The sequence below is a fragment of the Pseudomonas sp. D3 genome, from assembly GCF_029320995.1.
Classification (GTDB): Bacteria; Pseudomonadota; Gammaproteobacteria; order Pseudomonadales; family Pseudomonadaceae; genus Aquipseudomonas; species Aquipseudomonas paraveronii.
On record NZ_CP119772.1, the window covers coordinates 2,883,516 to 2,901,049 of the forward strand.

Sequence of the window (17,534 nt, forward strand, 5' to 3'; positions counted from 1 at the left end):
GTGCTTAATGAGTCTTGAAATTGATTTTACACAAGGGGTGGTTCGCGCCACTCCTGTTGTAGCTGCGGCTGGTGCTGATGTAGCAAGCCGTTTTGCTGGTTTAACAATGTCCGACTGGTTCTATGCAGCGGCCATTATCTATTCGCTGACTCAATGCGCCGTCTTGGTCTACAAGACTGTGAAGGGGGTCCAAACAAAACAGGAGGGTTAATGTCGCAATCTATTCTTGAACAACTACTTGAGGCAATCGACACAGAGACAGGTAAGAATCTTTTGCGTGACCTACAGAAGCCTGAGCTACGAACACCTCAGCTATACAACGCCATCGGCAAGTATCTCGACCGTCACAAGTTCACTATCGCTAAGTTGCAACCTGATGAGTCCCTACTGGGTGACTTGGCGTCTGCGCTTGCGGAAGTCCCTGAGTTGACCGACGAAGAACTTTATGGTCCAGCAACTCAACACTAAGGAGCCACAACCATGACAACCCTTACCAAGGTTCTCTTGGGGCTTCTGTGTGCTTGTCTGATAGCCCTTGGGATTTACTTCAAAGGCTATCACGACTCTGACCAGAAACACCTTAAAGAGGACGCTGAGACAGCTTTAGTCTACAGGCAGAAACAGGAGGAAGAACGTGAACTATCTCAAAAGGCTTTGGCGGATATTTCTTTGCAATGGCAAGCGTACCTTAAAGACCAGTCGGCTTTGGCTGACGGGGTTATTGGTAGGTTGCGTAATGACGGTATCAGCCTGCGGGTCAAACTTGCCGATGCAACCGTGCGTTCAGTCACAAGTGCAGGTAGACCCGTCCCTGATGGTTACGCCGACTTATCAGAAGACACTTCTCGATTCCTTATCGAGCAAGCTCAACGATGTGACGCCCAAGTAACGGGCCTGCAAGGAGTAATTAAAGAACTGCAAAGGAGTAAATGAATGATCATTAATTTGAGGGAGCACCACGACAAGAAAAAAGAACAAGCTAAATATGATGCAGAACAAGCCGCACAGGAAAAGATTCGGGATCGCGCTAAACAGGTGAAGTGGCCGGGTGATCCTGAGTGACCCGAACTGTTCGCACTGGCGAGCAGGACATAGCGTTAATGAAAAGGTCCTTTGTGGCCTTTTTGTTTGTCCTGTGGCGCGCTCTAAACCTCCCTAAGCCAACCAAGTGCCAGATCGACATGGCACGTACCCTAAGTGACGGAAAGCAGCGAAGGTTCATCCTGCAAGCCTTCCGTGGCATCGGCAAGTCCTTCATTACGTGCGCCTTTGTGGTCTGGAAGTTGTGGAATAACCCACAGCTCAAGTTTCTCATCGTGTCGGCCTCGAAGGAGCGGGCAGACGCCAACTCCATTTTCATCAAGAGAATCATCGACCTACTTCCGTTCCTTTCAGAACTGAAGACGGGGCCAGGGCAACGGGATAGCTCGTTGAGTTTCGATGTGGGACCGGCCAAGCCGGACCACTCGCCCTCTGTGAAGTCTGTGGGTATCACCGGCCAACTGGCGGGCTCCCGTGCTGACATCCTTATCGCGGATGACGTTGAGGTTCCGAACAACTCCGCTACGCAGTCCGCAAGGGATCACCTGGGCGAACTCGTGAAGGAATTCGATGCGATCCTGAAGCCGGGTGAAGCATCCACCATCATCTACTTGGGCACGCCCCAAACTGAGATGACTCTTTATCGTGAGCTGGAAAACCGTGGCTATGTGACCACCATCTGGCCTGCGAGATACCCGAAAGACCAGAAAGACCGTGAGAGCTACGGCCATCGTTTGGCACCAATGATTGCGAACGAGCTGGAAGCTGACGGGACCCTTTACTGGAAACCTACAGACCCTGTTCGATTCGATGACACTGACTTGCGTGAGCGTGAGCTGTCATACGGAAAGGGCGGCTTCGCTCTTCAGTTCATGCTTAACCCGAACCTGAGCGATGCCGAGAAGTACCCGCTGAAACTGCGTGACTTCATCGTGGGGCGCTTCAGCCTCGATACAGCCCCTACGACCTTGCAGTGGTTGCCGAACGGTAACAACGAAGCCAAGGGCCTGCCTAACGTTGGCCTGAAGGGTGATCGTTTCCACCGCTACGAGACTGTAGGTCAAGCGTCTGCACCTTACTCCGCGAAGATCCTTGTGATCGACCCGAGTGGTCGCGGTAAGGATGAGACAGGCTATGCCGTCCTCTACATGCTCAACGGCTACATCTTCCTGATGGACTGGGGCGGGTTCCGTGGTGGCTACGATGACAAGACCTTGCAGGCCCTGGCAGACATCGGCAAGCGCTTCAAGGTCAACGAAGTGATCATTGAGGGTAACTTCGGTGATGGTATGTACGTGAAGCTGTTCAGTCCTGTGATGACCCGTACACACCGTTGTGCAGTCACTGAGGTCAAGTCAAAGGGCCAGAAAGAGCTACGCATCTGTGACGTGCTGGAGCCTGTACTGGGCAGCCACAAGCTGGTGGTCTCCGAGGATGTCATTACGCGGGACTACGAGACTGCGCTGAACATCGACGGTACGACTGACATCAAGTACAGCGGCTTCTATCAGCTCTCAAGGATCACCAAGGACCGGGGCTCACTTGCCCATGATGACCGACTCGATGCCCTGGCAATCGGCGTTCAGTTCTTCACAGAGGCCATGGAAAAGGATTCTGAGGTGGGAGCCTCGGAGATGCTGGAAGAGTACCTAATGCATCACATGGAAGACCCGCTTGTGGGCTTCGAGGATCACCGGCAGATGATGATTGGTGACGTGATGATGCAGTACGAAACAGACGGAACGACCACCAATTACATGGGGTGGTGACTACGTAAAGGGGCCTTCGGGTCCCTTATTTTTCAGTTTGATCAGGGCTACAAGGCACGTCCTGCAAGGGCTCCAAAAGCACCCACTATAACCATAGGGAGGCTTAAAGTTACTCTCTTAGAGATGCCTCTGAGACCTCCTGTGTGGGTGGTGGTTATCACCATCTACCACCTTCTCTATTACCAGCTCAAAGGAGGCTGAAGCATGATCGTTATGACTACTCGCTGGCAGACCTTTGTGGCTGTCGTTAAGGCTCTGGCGAAGCACCGGGCTACGTACAAATTCCTTGCGCTGCTCTTAGTGACTCTCGGAGTTGTTCAAGGTGGTCCACTTGTCGAAACCTTTGGGGATGTCGTATGTGTTCTACTTGGTGGCTGTGACGGGTGATCTATGCGGGATTCTCGTAGGGCTATTAGGGTGAGCCGTGGTGAAGCGACTTAACGAAGAGGGTTATTTTTTCCACTACATGTACTCGGTCGACTTTGAGGCCGCGCTTGATTCAATCAAACTCATCAAGCGCTACAAGAGGCCGGACGTCAAATTTGCATTGCTGCGTGATGTCACCGTGGCTTACATACGGCCCTTCTCAAAGAACAGAGGAAGGAAGGCCAAACATGAGCTTGGTGTTAATGATGTTGTCCCCAAGCACCTTCGAGACCTTCACGATGTGCTTTATAAGCTGCGAAGCGAGCAGTTCGCCCATACTGATCTTACCTATTACGACCCGAAGTCAGTCATATATGGAGAGGGCCCTACGAGCTTGGTCTACAACGGGTTCAGCTATGAGGGCCTATTGGCACGCCTTCCAGAAATAGAAGAGCTTGTGAAAGCCGTAGAGAGCGTGGTGATTGCCCGCATCAGGGCATACGAAGCAGAGGGCTCTGACCTCAATCACGAATCAGCGATTAGGCTTGATCCAGCCCTATCGAAGCTGTGGGGGCTCCTTTGAGAATCTGACAGAAAAATCTGAAGGACCACCTCAACTGTTCTATGCCGCCAGTTCCCCCCGTGGCCCCTCTCGCGCCTGAGCCTTATCGCATGGGTGCGCCTGGGGTCCTTATCACGGGCCTGCACGCCTCTGTAAGTCACCCATTCCACTGTCACAAATCGTTAGAACTCTGTTAGACATACTGTTAGAACTGGTTGGACAAGCTCTCTGAGATACCCATAGAATGGGCCTTCCAGCCCTCATTGGTGGCCTTGCGTATTCTGTCAGAAAATTCGCAAGATCGTTCATCCACGCGATCACACCTTGTCGGACTCTTCCTCAAGCCGGTCCATCTCAAACAACCGCGCCAGTTCTGCACGCGCTTCCTGGGCGGTCTGCATGACCTTGGCCGCGTCGTCGTACACCGCGTGCTGGGCGGCGAGGACTTGCAGGTCGTGGTTCTTGAAGCGGGTGATGCGTGCGTCGGCCTGGGCCTGGCTCAGGCCGAGACCCACCAGGGTGCGGCGGCTCATCTCCAGGCTGGAATAGAAGGTTTCGCGCACCGGTGACGCGTCGAGGTCCACCAGGCGGTGGACGTGCTGACGGTTACGGGCGCGAGCGATGATCTTCATGTGCGGATAGAGGCTGCGCACCAGTTCGGCGGTTTTGATGTTGATCTCCGGGTCATCCATGGCGATGACGAAGAACTCCGCGCGATCGACCTTGGCTGCGTGCAGGATTTCCGGACGTTGCGGGTCGCCGTAGAACACCGGCATGCCGCCGAAACTGCGGGTCAGCTCGATGGTTTCCACCGAGGTGTCCAAGGCGATAAACGAAATGTTCTGCGCGCGTAGGATTCGCGCGACGATCTGACCCATACGGCCCATGCCGGCGATGACCACGCGCGGTGCATCGCTTTGGATGGTGCGATATTCCTCGGGGACTTCCAAGGGTTTGACCTTGGGCTTGAACAGTTTCGGGCAGACCAGCAACAGCAACGGCGTCACGGCCATCGACAGGGTGATGGTCAGCACCAGGATGTCATACAGGTGCGGTTCGAACAGGCCCTGGTCGCGGCCGATCTTGAACACCACGAAGGCGAATTCACCGCCTGCGGCCAGCACCACGCCCAGGCGCAAGGCGCTCTCGCGGTTGAGATCGCCCACCAGTCGGCCGACGGCATACAGCAGCGGCAGTTTCAAACCGATCAACAGCAGGGTCAGGCCGATCACCACCAGCGGCGAGCTGAGCAGCAGGCTGAGGTTGGCGCCCATGCCCACGCTGATGAAAAACAGGCCCAGCAGCAGGCCCTTGAACGGTTCGATCTGGGACTCCAGCTCGTGGCGGTATTCCGAATCGGCCAGCAGCAGGCCGGCGAGGAAGGCGCCCAGGGCCATGGACACACCCACCAGTTCCATCAGCCAGGCGGTGCCGATCACCACCAGCAACGCGGTGGCCGTGGACACTTCGCGCAGGCCAGTCTTGGCGACGATGCGAAACACCGGGCGCAACATATAGCGCCCGCCGATGATCACCACGGCGATGCTGCCGAGGATCTGCAACACGTGCTGCACGCCCTGGGCCTGCGTGCTTGGGTGATCGCCCCCGGCGAGCAACGGCACCATGGCAATCAGCGGGATCGCCGCAATGTCCTGGAACAGCAAAATCGCAAAGGCCAGGCGCCCGTGGGGCTGGTTCAATTCCTTGCGCTCGGCCAGGCTTTGCAGGCCAAAAGCGGTGGACGACAGCGCCAGGCCCAGGCCGAGCACGATCGCGCTGTTCCACGACTGGCCAAACAGCCACAGCGCCACCCCGCCCATCACCAGGCCGGTGAGCAGCACCTGGGCCAGGCCGACGCCGAACACCGCCTTGCGCATCACCCATAAACGTTTCGGCGACAACTCCAGGCCGATGATGAACAGCAGCAACACCACACCCAGCTCCGAGAACTGCGCGACGCTTTGCGGGTTACCGATCAACCCCAGCACCGACGGGCCGATGATGACACCGGCGAACAGATAGCCCAGCACCGCGCCCAATTGCAGGCGCTTGGCCAGGGGCACGGTCAGCACGGCGGCGAGCAGGAACACCACGGCTGCTTGTAACAGGTTGCCTTCATGGGGCATTGCGAACTCCAAAATCTTTAAAACCAGTCAACAGGCGGCTATTAGAGCGCTTTTTACCTGTCGATAATTGTGTTTTTGCAGTGCGTGATCGTGCAAGGCGCGGGATTTTCTGCTGGGCGACCGCGTTCTCGCGGGCGTGTCGGAAGGATGTGCAAACAATTTTCCCGGGGGATCGGGTGGCGGTCTGTCCCATTGGTCTTCTAGCGTTATGTTCTTGATTTTATATTCCTTGGGTGGAATATTTGCATGGATTGGGACATTGAATACACGGATGAATTCGGCAACTGGTGGAATGGTCTGGATGCAAAGGCGCAGGTGTCGGTATCTGCCAGCGTTGATCTGCTGGGGCTTTTCGGGCCAGGGCTGGGCTTTCCTCACAGCAGCGATATCAAAGGCTCTCGATACGGGCACCTGCGTGAACTGCGCGGTATTGCTGATCGGTGGCGATAAGCGCGGGCAACACCGATGGTACGACGAGCACGTCCCCGCGGCAGAAAAGCTGTATGACGAACATTTGAAAACACTGGGTAAAGAGGGCCGCAACCATGGCTAAAAAATTCGCTGAACTGCAAGCGCGCATGACGCCCGAGTCGCGCGCCGATGCAGAGCAGCTATTCCAGCAGCACTTGAAAGAGATGCCCCTGCATGAACTGCGCAAGGCTCAACAGTTGAGCCAGGCCAGCCTGGCCAAAGCACTGAATATCAACCAGGCTGCGGTCTCCAAGATGGAGCGGCGCACCGACATGTACATCAGCACGCTGCGCGACTACCTCCGCGCGATGGGCGGCGAGCTGGAAATTATCGCGACGTTTCCCGATGGTCAGGTGAAGATCGACAATTTCGCTGGCTGAGTGTTTTGCCATGCGCACTTGCGGGCTTGCGGTACAACCCTACGGCCAGTCCCGTGAGCCTGCCAACGATTTCTTGAGGCGCCTACGCAAAGTGTCTCCATTGACGAAATGGCCGCTTGGTCGAGCATGAGTCGACGCACCTTTCCCCGGCATTTCCTTGAGAACACGGGCATGACGTTCGTCTCCTGGCGCCAGCAAGTCTGCCTGCTGGAAGCCACCGCCCGGCTCAGCCACGGCGTGTCCATCACCGACGTGGCGTTTGAGTTGGGCTTCAGCAGTGCCAGCGCGTTCACTGCGCTGTTCCGGCGCAACCTGGGCGATACCCCGGCGCGTTATCTGGCTAAATCAAAGGCGGCGGCGTTGTTCTGAGCCCCTTGTGCCGTCCACGCCCGTCAGGATTCATCTTCCTGTGGCACCGCCCTTTGTTACTATCGCCGTCTCTCGTCACCAGGAGTCACCGGCCCATGCAGCACCAGTGGGATGAAATGCACCGTACCCGCAAGCCCACGTTCGTACTGTGCGGCGAGCCTCAGGGGGACGTGCTCAATCTCTATGTTCACGGTTACTCGGCGTTCTTTGACCGGCAGCAACTGGGCAACTTCACGGCGCAACTGGCACGTATCGAGGGTTCGACCAACCTGATGCTGTTCTGGCCTGCCGGGCATTTTCTGGAAAACCTGTTTGCACCGTTCAAGGACGTGATCACCGCGATGCTCGGCGGTGGTGGCCTGGGCGCTGCGACGGTGGGGGTGGGCAAGGCGATTGGGTATTTTCTCGACCATTACAAAAGTGTCGAGGCCCGGGTGGATGAAGTGGCCCGCAGCCTGTTGCCGGAATTGGCCGAGTTCCTCCACGGCGAGTCGCTGCAGGTGCGGCGCATCAACTTGATCGGCCATTCCCTCGGCGCGCGCATCCTGGTCAAGAGCGTGTTGGCCAACCCCGACACCGCCCGCGAACTGCCGTTGAACAATTTGCTGTTGATGGGTGGGGCGATCTGCACGTCGAGCCCTTGGGATGAAGTGTCTGCACCGTTCTCGGGGCGGGTGATCAACTGTCATTCCAGCAAGGACTGGGCCCTGGCGATGAAACCGGATACCGAGCGTTGCATCGGCCGCTATGCCATCCCGATCACGCCTGCGCTCAAGGCCAAGGTGACCAACGTTCACCTGGCCAGCTTCGATCATGCGGCCTATTGGCCACAGTTGCAGACGGTGGTGCAGTACACCGACCTGCTGCAGGAGCGACGCGGCATGATCCGCGCCGACCAGCGCAGTACCGAAGTGCGCTTTGCCGAAGAAGATGGCGAGCTGTTCCCGGCGTTGCTGCAGGCGCGCCCGGACGAGCTGAAATTCCTCGCCGAATTGATCGCGCAAAAGCGCAGCGCCTCGATTGATGCGGCGGTGCGTGAGCCACTGAAGTTGGCCATCGAGTTGCAGCGCATGGGCGGTGACAGCTTCATGAACCTCGCCCGGGGGCACGGCGTGGGTTATCGCCAGATCGCCGAGGATGTGGCGCAGCGGCTGGGGATCAAGTTCGATGAGCCGATGGAGACCGTCGCGCTGGCGGACATCGAAGCGCAGGTCGCGGAAAAACTGATCGAGCAATACAAGGACAAACTCAGCCATGCCGACCGCCAGGCGTTCGATGCCGAGCTTCAGGCGGCGGCGCAAAAGGAGCAGGGCTTGTTCCATCGCATCGATGTCGGCCGTTCGGCCGCCACGGCCTTGAGCGGTACGGCGTTGGCGGGGCTGACCGGGTTCATCCTGCGGCGCGGCGCGGCCACGGCGATTCCGCTGGTGGGCCAGGCGCTGGCGGCGGCGATGTTGCTGGTAAGTGGGGTACGCGCGTTTTCCGGCCCGGCGTATTCGATCACAACCTTGGCGGTGCTGGTGATCGGGGTAATCCGCCAGCGCATGGAGCGCGAAGCGTTGAACCAGGAGATGGACCTGGTGGTGCAAGTGGTGGAAGCGTTTGACCTGCCGCGGGACACGGTGATGCGCACGGTTACGTCCGACTGATAAGCTGCGGGCTTGCCTAATGTGTTTGCCTGGAATACTGCGTGAAATTCAGCCTGCCGAAAATCGCCACCGCTCCGTTCTGCCCGCCGGAAGTGGCCGGCTCTGTCATCGTCGATCCCAAGGCGTCGTTTTTCAAACGGATGCTGATGTTTGCCGGCCCCGGCTTGCTGATTTCCATCGGCTACATGGACCCGGGCAACTGGGCCACGGCCATCGAGGCCGGTTCGCGCTACGGCTATAACCTGCTGTTTGTGGTGCTGCTGGCCAGCCTGGCGGGCATGGTGGTGCAGTGCCTGTGCTCGCGCCTGGGCATCGCCACCGGCAAGGACCTGGCGCAACTGTGCCGCGAACGCTACAGCCAGCGCTCGGCCCGCACCCAGTGGGTGTTGGCGGAAATTTCCATCATCGCCACCGACCTCGCCGAAGTGCTCGGCTGCGCCCTGGCGTTTCACTTGCTGCTGGGTGTTTCGTTGACCACCGGTATTGTCATCACGGCGTTTGACACGCTCTTGGTCCTGGCCCTGCAAAATCGCGGTTTCCGCCGCCTGGAAGCGATCATGCTGGCGTTGGTCGCGACCATCGGCGTGTGCTTCTTCATCGAACTGATGCTGATCAAACCTTACTGGCCGGACGTGTTCAGCGGTTTCGCGCCGTCGCTGTCGGCCATCAGCGATGCCGCGCCGTTGTACCTGGCGATTGGTATCCTCGGCGCCACGGTAATGCCGCATAACCTCTACTTGCACAGCTCGATCGTGCAAACCCGGCTGATCGGCAAAGACCTCGCCAGCAAGCAGGACGCGGTCAAGCTGGCGCGTATCGACACCATCGGCTCCCTGGCCCTGGCGTTGCTGGTCAATGCCGCGATCCTGGTACTGGCCGCCGCCGCGTTCCATAAAACCGGGCATGCGGATGTGGTCGAGATCCAGGACGCCTACCATTTGCTCGATCCGCTGGTCGGCGGCGCCTTCGCCAGCATTCTGTTCGGCGTCGCCTTGCTGGCCTCCGGGCAGAGTTCCACCTTCACCGGCACCATCGCCGGGCAAGTGATCATGGAGGGCTACCTTAACCTGCGCATTCCCTGCTGGCAGCGCCGCCTGATCACCCGTGGGCTGGCGCTGATCCCGGCGTTTGTGGGGGTGTGGCTGATGGGCGACGATGCCATTGGCAAACTGCTGATTCTCAGCCAGGTGGTGCTCAGCCTGCAGTTGCCGTTTGCGCTGTATCCGCTGATCCGCATGACCGGCGACGCGCAACTGATGGGCCCGTTCGTCAACCGCCTGCCGACGCGGTTGCTGGCGTGGTTTCTGTTTGCGCTGATCAGTGGGGCGAACGCGTGGTTGATCGGGCAGTGGTTGTTTTGATCCAAGGCTTGCGGCGCTCGGGCGATCTACACCAGGATCGCCAGCGATGTGTATTGGGTAACCTGCGGATCGGCGGTCAATAGCTTCATCGGTTCGCTCATGGCGGTTGCAACGATGAGCCGATCGAAAGGGTCTTTGTGATGAGGCTCAAGATCCTTTACGGCAATGGCGTGTTCTGACGTGATGGGGAGTTCGACGAAACCGCTTTGCAGGCAGTACTCACGGATTTCATCCAGATCGACAGTGAGTTTCCCCAGGCCTACCTTGATCGCCAGTTCCCAGAATGTGGCGGCACTGATGTAGATCTCTGCCGCATGTTCAATCAGCTTTCGGGCTTTGCTGGATAGCTTGGGGTCATCATTCAACGCCCACAGCAGGATGTGGGTATCCAGCAGCACTCTCATGAATGAGTGCCCTGGAACGCATCGAGGAGGTCGTCAGACAAAGGCGCGTCAAAGTCATTCGGGATCACCAGCTTGCCTTTCATGGCGCCAATCCGCCGGCCTTTGGATTTTCCGACAGGGACAAGCTGTGCCATCGCCCGTCCATGCTTGGAGATGGTGATGATGTTGCCAGCCGCCGCCTCATCAACCAGTTTTGACAACGTGTTTTTTGCTTCACCCAGCGGGACGGTCATCATGTGGCTCTCCGCATATTTTGGCCAAATATAGCCAAAACTGCTGGCGCTATCAAAGACGGCCTGACCGCTGGTTGACGCCAACCGTTTTGAGTGCGACGGGTAGCGGTTCATGACATCCATGGCATTTCTCCGAACAAGGAATTCGCCAAAGTCTGTCGCAGCGTTGGGGGGCTTAGGAATAGTGGCCCGAAAAAACGGAACGGACCTACATTTAGCCGCGAGGCGTTTTCCTCATGAGCGTGGTTGTGGCGGATCTCGCTCGCTTATCGATCCCAATACGGCACCGCTCCAAAACACTCCACAAAATAATCAATCACCGTGCGTACCTTCAACGACAACCGCCGACTCCCGGGCCACAACGCTGCAATCTGCTGCGGCTCCAGGGTGGTTGCCACGTCGTATTCCGTCAGCACCGCCTGCAAGGTGCCGGCGCGCAGGCTTTCACCGATCAGCCACGAGGGAAACACCACCAGCCCCAGGCCCTGTTCGGCGGCGTGGGTCAGGGTGTCGGCGTGGTTGCCGGTGATGGGGCCTTTGACGCTGTAGGGCGTCCAGTCGCCCTGGTCGCGGCGGAAGAACCAGCGCTGCTGGCCGGTGATGCCTTTGTAGGCCAGGCACTGGTGGTTAACCAGTTCGTCGGGGTGGCCGGGGGTGCCATGTTCTGCCAGGTACGCCGGGCTGGCGGCGATGCGAAAGCGCTGGGGGGCGAAGATGCGCGCCTGCATGCCCGAGTCGTTGAGTACGCCGATGCGAAATAGCAGGTCGGTGCCGTCTTGCAGCGGGTCGACGTAGGTGTCGGTTTGCTGGATATCCAACTGCAGCTTCGGATAGCGCCGGCACAACTCCCCCAGCCACGGTGAAAGGTGGCGTTGACCGAACACCATCGGCGCGTTGATCCGCACCAGGCCGCTGGGCTCGCTTTCCTGTTCTTGCAGGGCCTGGCCGGCGGCCTCCAGTTGTTCCAGCATCAAGCGTGCGTGCCGCCCGAGCAGGCGCCCGGCTTCGGTGGGGCTGACCGCACGCGTGTGGCGATAGAGCAACTGTTGCCCGAGCGCCTGTTCCATCAGTTGGATCTGCCGGGAAATGGAAGAGGGCGCCAGGCCCTCACGGCGCGCCACTTCGGAAAAACTGCCGTGGTCCAGCACCGCGACGAACAGGCGCAGCGCCTTGAAACTCAATTCATTCAAGCCCTGCATCATGCCTCCAGGCTGTGCGTTTTGCACAAAGGTGTTGTACGTATGCTCCCATTTATCGCACAGCACGGCCACCGGATAATGCGCGCCAGGTTTCCTTTTTTGACACGCAGGTGATGTATGCAAGCCAGTTCTATCGAGGGTGCGGCGCAGGCCGGGCCGAAAAAAAACCTTCTGCGGTTGCTGTTGTTGCCCCTGGTGATCTTCGCCGGCATGGGCTTGTCAGTGGAGGCCGGTTTGCTCGGCCCGCTGGGTGTGCAGGTCGGGCATTTGTGGGCGACCTTGAGCATTTTTGGCGTCGGCTCGGCGATTTTGTATGTGCTGTTGTTGTTCAGCGGCCCGCAAAAGGGCCCGGCGTTGACCGATCTGCCGCGCTGGCAGTTGATCGGCGGGTTCCTGGGGCCGATGTACGTGGTGGTGCTGACCCTGGCCACGCCGCATATCGGCATCGCGATGACGATGATCGCGATTCTCTCGGGGCAGGTCGGCAAGAGCGTGCTGATCGACCATTTCGGCTGGTTCGGCACCGCGCGCAAGCGGGTCAACGGCGAGCGCTGGATTGCGTTGGCGTTGATTGTGGCGGCGCTTGTTTTGATTGCACGAGGCTAAGGCGATGAATTTGACTCTGTTGTTGGTACTGGTGATCGCCGCAGGTGCGGTGTTGAGTGTGCAGGCGGCGATCAATGGCCGTTTGGGCCAGACGGTGGGCGTGTTGCGCAGCAGCTTGCTGACCTTTACGGTGGGCGCGCTGACGACCGCGCTGTTGATTTTCTTCTTCGAACCGCCCCAGGCCGTGAGCCTGCTGGACGTGCCGAAGTGGCAACTGACCGGCGCCCTGTTCGGGGTGGTGTACATGATGGTGATGGTCGGCGCGGTGCCGGTGGTCGGTGCGGCAGTCGCCACCGTGGCGGTGATCGTCGGGCAATTGGGCATGGGCATGCTGATCGATAACTTCGGCTGGCTGGGCAACCCGGCCATCGAGCTGTCGGGCAGCCGGATCGTGGCGATGGCCTGCCTGGCACTGGCGCTGGTGTTCATGTACCGCAGCAATACCCGCACCGACTGATGGTTGGAACCCTCCGCGTCGGGCGGCAGTCACTGCTAAAGGTGTCGGCGCTCGCCGCACCGGGACGACCATGACGAAGGAGTTTGACCATGCCAGATACAACCTGTGCCTGCCCACACTGCAAGTGTGTGCTAGGAAAGGATGCGGTGATGAAAGACGGTAAGGGCTATTGCTGCCAGGGCTGCGCCGAACACCATGCGCATGGTGAGCCGTGTGCGGCGGCGACAGGCTGCGAATGCGCCAAGTCGGCTGGCGGCTGAACGCGGTAAAAATTCACTCGGCTTGTCGGGCGCTGGTCATTACCATGGCCGCTCACCTTTGCCGGATGTGTACCCATGGCCCTGGCCGCGCCCCCCGACCTCAGTGATCACGCCTTCCCCGTGCAGCGGCTGGCGCGTACTTACCCGCGCGGTTTGTATGTGGAACCCCATCGCCATGATTGGGGCCAGTTGCTCTATGCCATGAGCGGCGTGATGTGGGTCGAGACGCCACGCGAAGCGCTGGTGGTGCCGCCCCAACGAGCCGTCTGGCTGCCGCCGGGTGTGGAACACGGGATACGTGTGGTTTCGGATTTGCAGATGCGCAATATCTACCTGCGCCCGGCATTGGCGGCGACGCTGGACAGCCAGGTGCAGGTGCTTGAAGTCGGCGGGCTGCTGCGCGAGTTGATCGTCACGCTGGTGGAGCAGGCCGACAGTGGCGATGCCGTCTATTACGACGCGGTGGTCGGCCTGGCCTTGCTGGAGCTGCAGCGCGCACGCCGCGCGTCAATCCGCATCGCCATGCCGCTGGAGGCCGACCGCCGCCTGATCAATGTCTGCCAGGCGGTCATGGCTGCGCCGTCCCTGGCGATTCCCTTCGAACATCATGCCGAGGCCGCCGGTGCCAGCGTGCGTACCTTGGCGCGGCTGTTCCAGAACCACCTGGGGATGGGCTTTGCGCAATGGCGCCGCCAGGTGCAACTGGCCACGGCGGTGGCCGAGTTGACCCAGGGCCAGCCAGTCAGCGCTATTGCGCGATCCCTGGGTTACTCGCCCAGCAGTTTCAGCGACATGTTCCGTCGGGAACTCGGGGTGGCGCCGTCGCAGTACAGCGGTTGAGGGTTTGGCCGAAATTCTGAAGCACTTGGCCGACGAGGTGGGCGGCGGCTTCCTACACTAAGCGCCATCCAACCACCAGGCGCGGCTCCCCATGAATTACCTGATCTTCCTTGCCATTGGCCTGTTTGTCGGCGTGATCTACGGCGCGCTGGACTTCCGCTCGCCCGCGCCGCCGGCTATCGCACTGGTAGGCCTGATGGGCATGCTGGTCGGCGAAAAACTGTGGCCCATGGGGCGCCAGTTGGTCAGTGGTTGGTTGTCCTGAATGTCCTTTCCCCTTTGATGGATGCCGCTCATGAAAGCGCTGCAATTTACCGCCACCGGCGACCTCTCCACCCTGCGTTTCGTCGATGTGGTCACCCCGGTACCCGCCGCCGGTGAAGTGCTGGTACAGATCAAGGCCGCCGGTCTTAACCCCAGCGACGCGAAGAATGTGCTCGGGCGCTTTCCCTACACCACGCTGCCGCGCATTCCCGGTCGCGACTTTGCCGGCGTGGTGGTCGAAGGCCCACAGGAATGGGTGGGGCAGGCGGTCTGGGGCACCGGGCGTGACCTTGGTTTCTTCGCCGACGGTTCCCACGCCCAGTACCTCACCGTGTCCGCCAAGGGCGTGGCCCACAAACCCACGCACTTGAGTTTTGCCCAGGCCGCCAGCCTCGGCGTGCCGTACACCACCGCCTGGGACGCCCTGGAGCGCAGCGGTGTCGGCGAGGGGACGCGGGTGTTGGTTATCGGTGCGAACGGTGCTGTCGGCAGTGCGGCGTTGGCCTTGGCGAAAATTCGCGGGGCACAGATCCTGGCGGCGGTGCGGCGCCCTGAGCAGGTCGGGGTGTTGCAGGCGCAGGGTTTCGAGGCGATTGCGCTGGGCCAGCCGGAGGACTTGGGCGCGCAGGTCAATGCGCTCTTCAAGGGCGGCGCGGATGTGATCTTCGATACCACCGGTTTCTGGTTACCCGCCGCCGTGGCCGGGCTGGCACCGTTCGGGCGCATCGCAATCATCGCAGCGCCAGTCGACGGCCATGTGCAACTGCCGGCCCTGGCCCTGTACCGCAAGGGCGGCTCGGTGGTGGGGATCAATTCGTTGCTCTACACCTGCGAACAGTGTGCGGTGATGCTGGAGCAGTTCGGGCGCTTCTTTGATCAAGGGCTGCTGCCGCTGCCGACCGGCCTGCGTGAAGTAGCGTTGGCTGAAGGGGAGAAATGCTACGAAGAAGTGAATGCAGGCAGTGCCGATAAGATCGTTTTCCTGCCCTGACGCGGTTAAAAATGTGGGAGCAAACCCGCTCCCACATCGGGGTTTTTATTAGGCTTCGGGCACGCCTTTTTCCCACGCCGACCAGTTCTTCAGGATCGCCTGGACCAACGGGTTACCCGTGCGGTACAGGTTCTCCAGCGCCGGGACGAACCCGCCCTGGTCGGCATATTTCAGCAGGTTATCCACCTCGCTGTAGCCCGGATAAGGCCGGTCGAAATCCGACCCGGCGCGTACCACCGCCAGGCGCTGGATGTCCACCAGACCCTCGCGACTGGCGCGCAGCAGGGCTTCATAGGTGGAGTTGTCTTCCTGCTGGGTGGTGCAGTATTCGCCTTTGTTGTCTGTGAGCAAGCGGGTCCAGACTTCGGCGCGCTCGCTCAGGCGCGTGCCGGAGAACCAGGTGTTGCCCGCCAGTGTGTCGCAGCGGGTGACTTGCGGCGGCTGATTGGCCGGTGCGGCAGGGTAGTGCTTACGCCAGGCGGCGGATTCCTGGCTTTCCGTCAGCTCCACCTTCTGCGACAGGGCAAACGCCTTGGCCTGCAGTTTCGGGTTCAGTTCGAACACTTCGGTCTTGTAGTCCAGCGGCGGTTTTTCGTTGGGGCCCTTGGTATTGATGCCGATGTAGCCGGTCGGCCAATCCTTGGGCGCATCCCGCGAATCCAGCTCCCATTGGGTGCCGAACTCCACCAGGTAATGGGCCCAGGCCGCCGTGCCGATGGTGCCGTGTTTGGGGCTGATGCCGGCGATCCCGGCGATCAGAAAGTAGCTCTGGCGCAGGTCGAACTTGGGCGATAACGCCAGGGCCAGGGTGGACGCGGCGGCGTTGGTCTGGCCCATGCCGGTCACCAGCAGGCACACCTCTTCGGTGTTGCAACGAATCACCGGGTATTCGGCGGACAAGCCCGGCACGCGGACTTCCTGCTTGAGCGCCAGGCGATCGATCCAGGTTTGCGCCTCGGGGGCGAACATGGTGATCAGCATCACTTTCGGTTTGATCGGCGCAGGCGCTTGCGCCAGCACCACGAGGGGCAGCAGGGCCAGGCCGACGGCCAGCGAGAGACGGTTAAACGCTTTCATCTAAGACTCCTTGATTAGAATTGGTAGCCCACGCCGGCGTAATAACCCCAGCCGTTGGAGCGGGCGCGGAAGTTGCCGTCGCCGAAATTCAACTCGCTGCCATCTTCCCAGTTACCGCCGTTATGAAAGTAACGACCGACCAGGGTGAAGCGCAGGTGGGTGAACGAATACAGCAGCACATTGGTTGCTACCAGCGCGTTGGCGGTGCGCGCCGGGTTGTCCTTGTGCAGGTCCGAGCCGAAATCGTAGTTGGTGAAGCCGATGTAGGTCAGCGAGGCGCCGTTGTCGAACGTGTCGATGGGCACGATGTACTTCATCTGCGCACGGTAACCGTCCCAGGAGTATTCATTGCTTGCGCCATAGTTTTCCCACTGGTAACGCCCATAGAAGTTCGCGGACAGGTTGACCCGCGAGTGCGTATCGATGTCGGTGCCGAGGCCGCTGTACAAGGTGTTGGCGCGGTTGGCGGTGTTGCTGCCGTGGTCGTAGATCCAGTCAAAGGCCACATACCATTCCTTGAACGGGCCGATCGCCAGGCTGCGCCCGGCCAGGTAATCGATGGAGATCCGCGGTTCGTGCTCCATGAACAGCGGCGAGCCATGATCCCACGCACCTTTGTCATTGCTGTTACCGATGCCGAGGATCTTCGGCACGTCGATGTAACCGTACAGTTCGAACGGGCCCTTGCGGCCGAAGTACTCGTACTCCAGGTAAACGTCATCGGCCGGCTTGGGGCCGAAGCTGATGTCTTTGCTGCCGATCAATGTCAGGTCCTGGTTGAACCAGTCCGACAGGTATGCGCCTTTTTTCGTCGGACTGGCTTCAGGGCTCAGGGTTTCGCCCTGTGCTGAGTCATCGACGGGTTGTTCCTGCGCCAGAATGGACGGGCTGAGTACTCCCGTAACGGCGCTCAGTAGCAAGGAGACACCAAAGGAAGCGGAACGCCTTGAGGTGGAGTGCATTGAAAATCCCTATTCGTTCGCGGTTTAGACCCGATTCTTCGGGTTGGAGTGAACCTGGCGATCAAGTTCGTTACGCAAACGTTTGCACAGGCTGTACCAACTTTACTCAATGGCTTGAATCGCTTTGAAAAAAGTGGAATTAATCGA

At 59.5% G+C, this 17,534-nt stretch carries 21 protein-coding genes and 2 pseudogenes; 17 read left to right on the forward strand and 6 right to left on the reverse strand.

The genetic code is table 11. The features are described 5' to 3' along the window. Nucleotides 1-7 precede the first annotated feature (7 nt). The 6 genes from P3S72_RS13310 (at nt 8) to P3S72_RS13335 (ending at nt 3,759) form a co-directional block, all read left to right on the forward strand. On the forward strand, nt 8-211 hold the full coding sequence (locus tag P3S72_RS13310) for a type II holin (protein WP_236238539.1): 204 nt from the start codon (nt 8-10) through the stop codon (nt 209-211). After that, nucleotides 211-468, forward strand: coding sequence for a hypothetical protein (locus P3S72_RS13315; protein WP_276197693.1), 258 nt, complete (start codon nt 211-213; stop codon nt 466-468). The genes P3S72_RS13310 and P3S72_RS13315 overlap by 1 nt, the downstream gene beginning before the upstream one ends. Nucleotides 469-480: 12 nt before the next feature. Beyond that, a complete protein-coding gene (locus tag P3S72_RS13320) occupies nt 481-933 on the forward strand; it encodes a hypothetical protein (protein ID WP_276197694.1) in 453 nt (150 codons plus the stop codon). Beyond that, nucleotides 934-1,062, forward strand: a complete 129-nt coding sequence (locus P3S72_RS13325; protein WP_276197695.1) for a hypothetical protein — start codon at nt 934-936, stop codon at nt 1,060-1,062. A 38-nt stretch (nt 1,063-1,100) separates the two neighbouring features. Further along, nucleotides 1,101-2,810 (forward strand): phage terminase large subunit, encoded by a 1,710-nt coding sequence (gene terL, locus P3S72_RS13330; RefSeq protein WP_276197696.1) that lies wholly within the window; start codon nt 1,101-1,103, stop codon nt 2,808-2,810. A 427-nt stretch (nt 2,811-3,237) separates the two neighbouring features. Continuing rightward, the gene (locus P3S72_RS13335; protein WP_276197697.1) at nt 3,238-3,759 is read left to right on the forward strand and encodes a hypothetical protein; all 522 of its coding nucleotides are present in this window, start codon (nt 3,238-3,240) and stop codon (nt 3,757-3,759) included. 296 nt (nt 3,760-4,055) lie between these two features. Here P3S72_RS13335 and P3S72_RS13340 read toward each other — a convergent pair whose 3' ends face one another. Further along, nucleotides 4,056-5,864 carry a monovalent cation:proton antiporter-2 (CPA2) family protein gene (locus P3S72_RS13340; RefSeq protein WP_276197698.1) on the reverse strand — a complete coding sequence of 603 codons (1,809 nt, stop codon included), beginning with the start codon at nt 5,862-5,864 and terminating at the stop codon, nt 4,056-4,058. A 246-nt stretch (nt 5,865-6,110) separates the two neighbouring features. On the opposite strand from P3S72_RS13340, the pseudogene P3S72_RS13345 reads away from it, so the two are divergent. From P3S72_RS13345 to P3S72_RS13365, 5 genes and pseudogenes are all read left to right on the forward strand, one after another. Beyond that, nucleotides 6,111-6,417, forward strand: a pseudogene (locus P3S72_RS13345) (addiction module toxin RelE). Continuing rightward, nucleotides 6,410-6,715: an XRE family transcriptional regulator gene (locus tag P3S72_RS13350; RefSeq protein WP_247401743.1), complete on the forward strand. Its 306-nt coding sequence runs from the start codon at nt 6,410-6,412 to the stop codon at nt 6,713-6,715. Before P3S72_RS13345 ends, P3S72_RS13350 begins: the two are co-directional and overlap by 8 nt. 57 nt (nt 6,716-6,772) lie before the next feature. Beyond that, nucleotides 6,773-7,084, forward strand: a pseudogene (locus P3S72_RS29570) (AraC family transcriptional regulator); the annotation flags it as partial. Nucleotides 7,085-7,179: 95 nt separating this feature from the next. After that, entirely contained in the window at nt 7,180-8,733 is a 1,554-nt protein-coding gene (locus tag P3S72_RS13360; RefSeq protein ID WP_276197700.1) for a DUF726 domain-containing protein, read from the forward strand. A 41-nt stretch (nt 8,734-8,774) separates the two neighbouring features. Then, the gene (locus P3S72_RS13365; protein ID WP_276197701.1) at nt 8,775-10,094 is read left to right on the forward strand and encodes an Nramp family divalent metal transporter; all 1,320 of its coding nucleotides are present in this window, start codon (nt 8,775-8,777) and stop codon (nt 10,092-10,094) included. A 26-nt stretch (nt 10,095-10,120) separates the two neighbouring features. Here P3S72_RS13365 and P3S72_RS13370 read toward each other — a convergent pair whose 3' ends face one another. From P3S72_RS13370 to P3S72_RS13380, 3 genes are all read right to left on the reverse strand, one after another. Beyond that, a complete protein-coding gene (locus P3S72_RS13370) occupies nt 10,121-10,498 on the reverse strand; it encodes a type II toxin-antitoxin system VapC family toxin (protein WP_247401736.1) in 378 nt (125 codons plus the stop codon). Next, the gene (locus P3S72_RS13375) at nt 10,495-10,854 is read right to left on the reverse strand and encodes a type II toxin-antitoxin system Phd/YefM family antitoxin (protein ID WP_276197702.1); all 360 of its coding nucleotides are present in this window, start codon (nt 10,852-10,854) and stop codon (nt 10,495-10,497) included. The genes P3S72_RS13370 and P3S72_RS13375 overlap by 4 nt, the downstream gene beginning before the upstream one ends. 143 nt (nt 10,855-10,997) lie before the next feature. Then, a complete protein-coding gene (locus P3S72_RS13380) occupies nt 10,998-11,930 on the reverse strand; it encodes a LysR family transcriptional regulator (RefSeq protein ID WP_276197703.1) in 933 nt (310 codons plus the stop codon). A gap of 117 nt (nt 11,931-12,047) precedes the next feature. Here P3S72_RS13380 and P3S72_RS13385 point away from each other — a divergent pair, with 117 nt between their 5' ends. From P3S72_RS13385 to P3S72_RS13410, 6 genes are all read left to right on the forward strand, one after another. After that, entirely contained in the window at nt 12,048-12,536 is a 489-nt protein-coding gene (locus tag P3S72_RS13385) for a DMT family transporter (RefSeq protein WP_276197704.1), read from the forward strand. Nucleotides 12,537-12,540: 4 nt separating this feature from the next. Then, the gene (locus tag P3S72_RS13390; protein WP_276197705.1) at nt 12,541-12,993 is read left to right on the forward strand and encodes a DMT family transporter; all 453 of its coding nucleotides are present in this window, start codon (nt 12,541-12,543) and stop codon (nt 12,991-12,993) included. Nucleotides 12,994-13,082: 89 nt separating this feature from the next. After that, a complete protein-coding gene (locus P3S72_RS13395) occupies nt 13,083-13,253 on the forward strand; it encodes a metallothionein (RefSeq protein WP_276197706.1) in 171 nt (56 codons plus the stop codon). A gap of 75 nt (nt 13,254-13,328) precedes the next feature. After that, nucleotides 13,329-14,093 (forward strand): helix-turn-helix transcriptional regulator, encoded by a 765-nt coding sequence (locus P3S72_RS13400; RefSeq protein ID WP_276197707.1) that lies wholly within the window; start codon nt 13,329-13,331, stop codon nt 14,091-14,093. A 91-nt stretch (nt 14,094-14,184) separates the two neighbouring features. Continuing rightward, nucleotides 14,185-14,358 carry a DUF1427 family protein gene (locus P3S72_RS13405; protein WP_276197708.1) on the forward strand — a complete coding sequence of 58 codons (174 nt, stop codon included), beginning with the start codon at nt 14,185-14,187 and terminating at the stop codon, nt 14,356-14,358. Between the two features lie 30 nt (nt 14,359-14,388). Beyond that, nucleotides 14,389-15,348 carry a zinc-binding alcohol dehydrogenase family protein gene (locus P3S72_RS13410; RefSeq protein WP_276197709.1) on the forward strand — a complete coding sequence of 320 codons (960 nt, stop codon included), beginning with the start codon at nt 14,389-14,391 and terminating at the stop codon, nt 15,346-15,348. 48 nt (nt 15,349-15,396) lie between these two features. Here P3S72_RS13410 and P3S72_RS13415 read toward each other — a convergent pair whose 3' ends face one another. Continuing rightward, on the reverse strand, nt 15,397-16,425 hold the full coding sequence (locus P3S72_RS13415) for a purine nucleoside permease (RefSeq protein ID WP_247408038.1): 1,029 nt from the start codon (nt 16,423-16,425) through the stop codon (nt 15,397-15,399). 14 nt (nt 16,426-16,439) lie between these two features. Continuing rightward, on the reverse strand, nt 16,440-17,387 hold the full coding sequence (locus P3S72_RS13420; protein ID WP_247408040.1) for a nucleoside-specific channel-forming protein Tsx: 948 nt from the start codon (nt 17,385-17,387) through the stop codon (nt 16,440-16,442). Nucleotides 17,388-17,534: the final 147 nt, after the last annotated feature.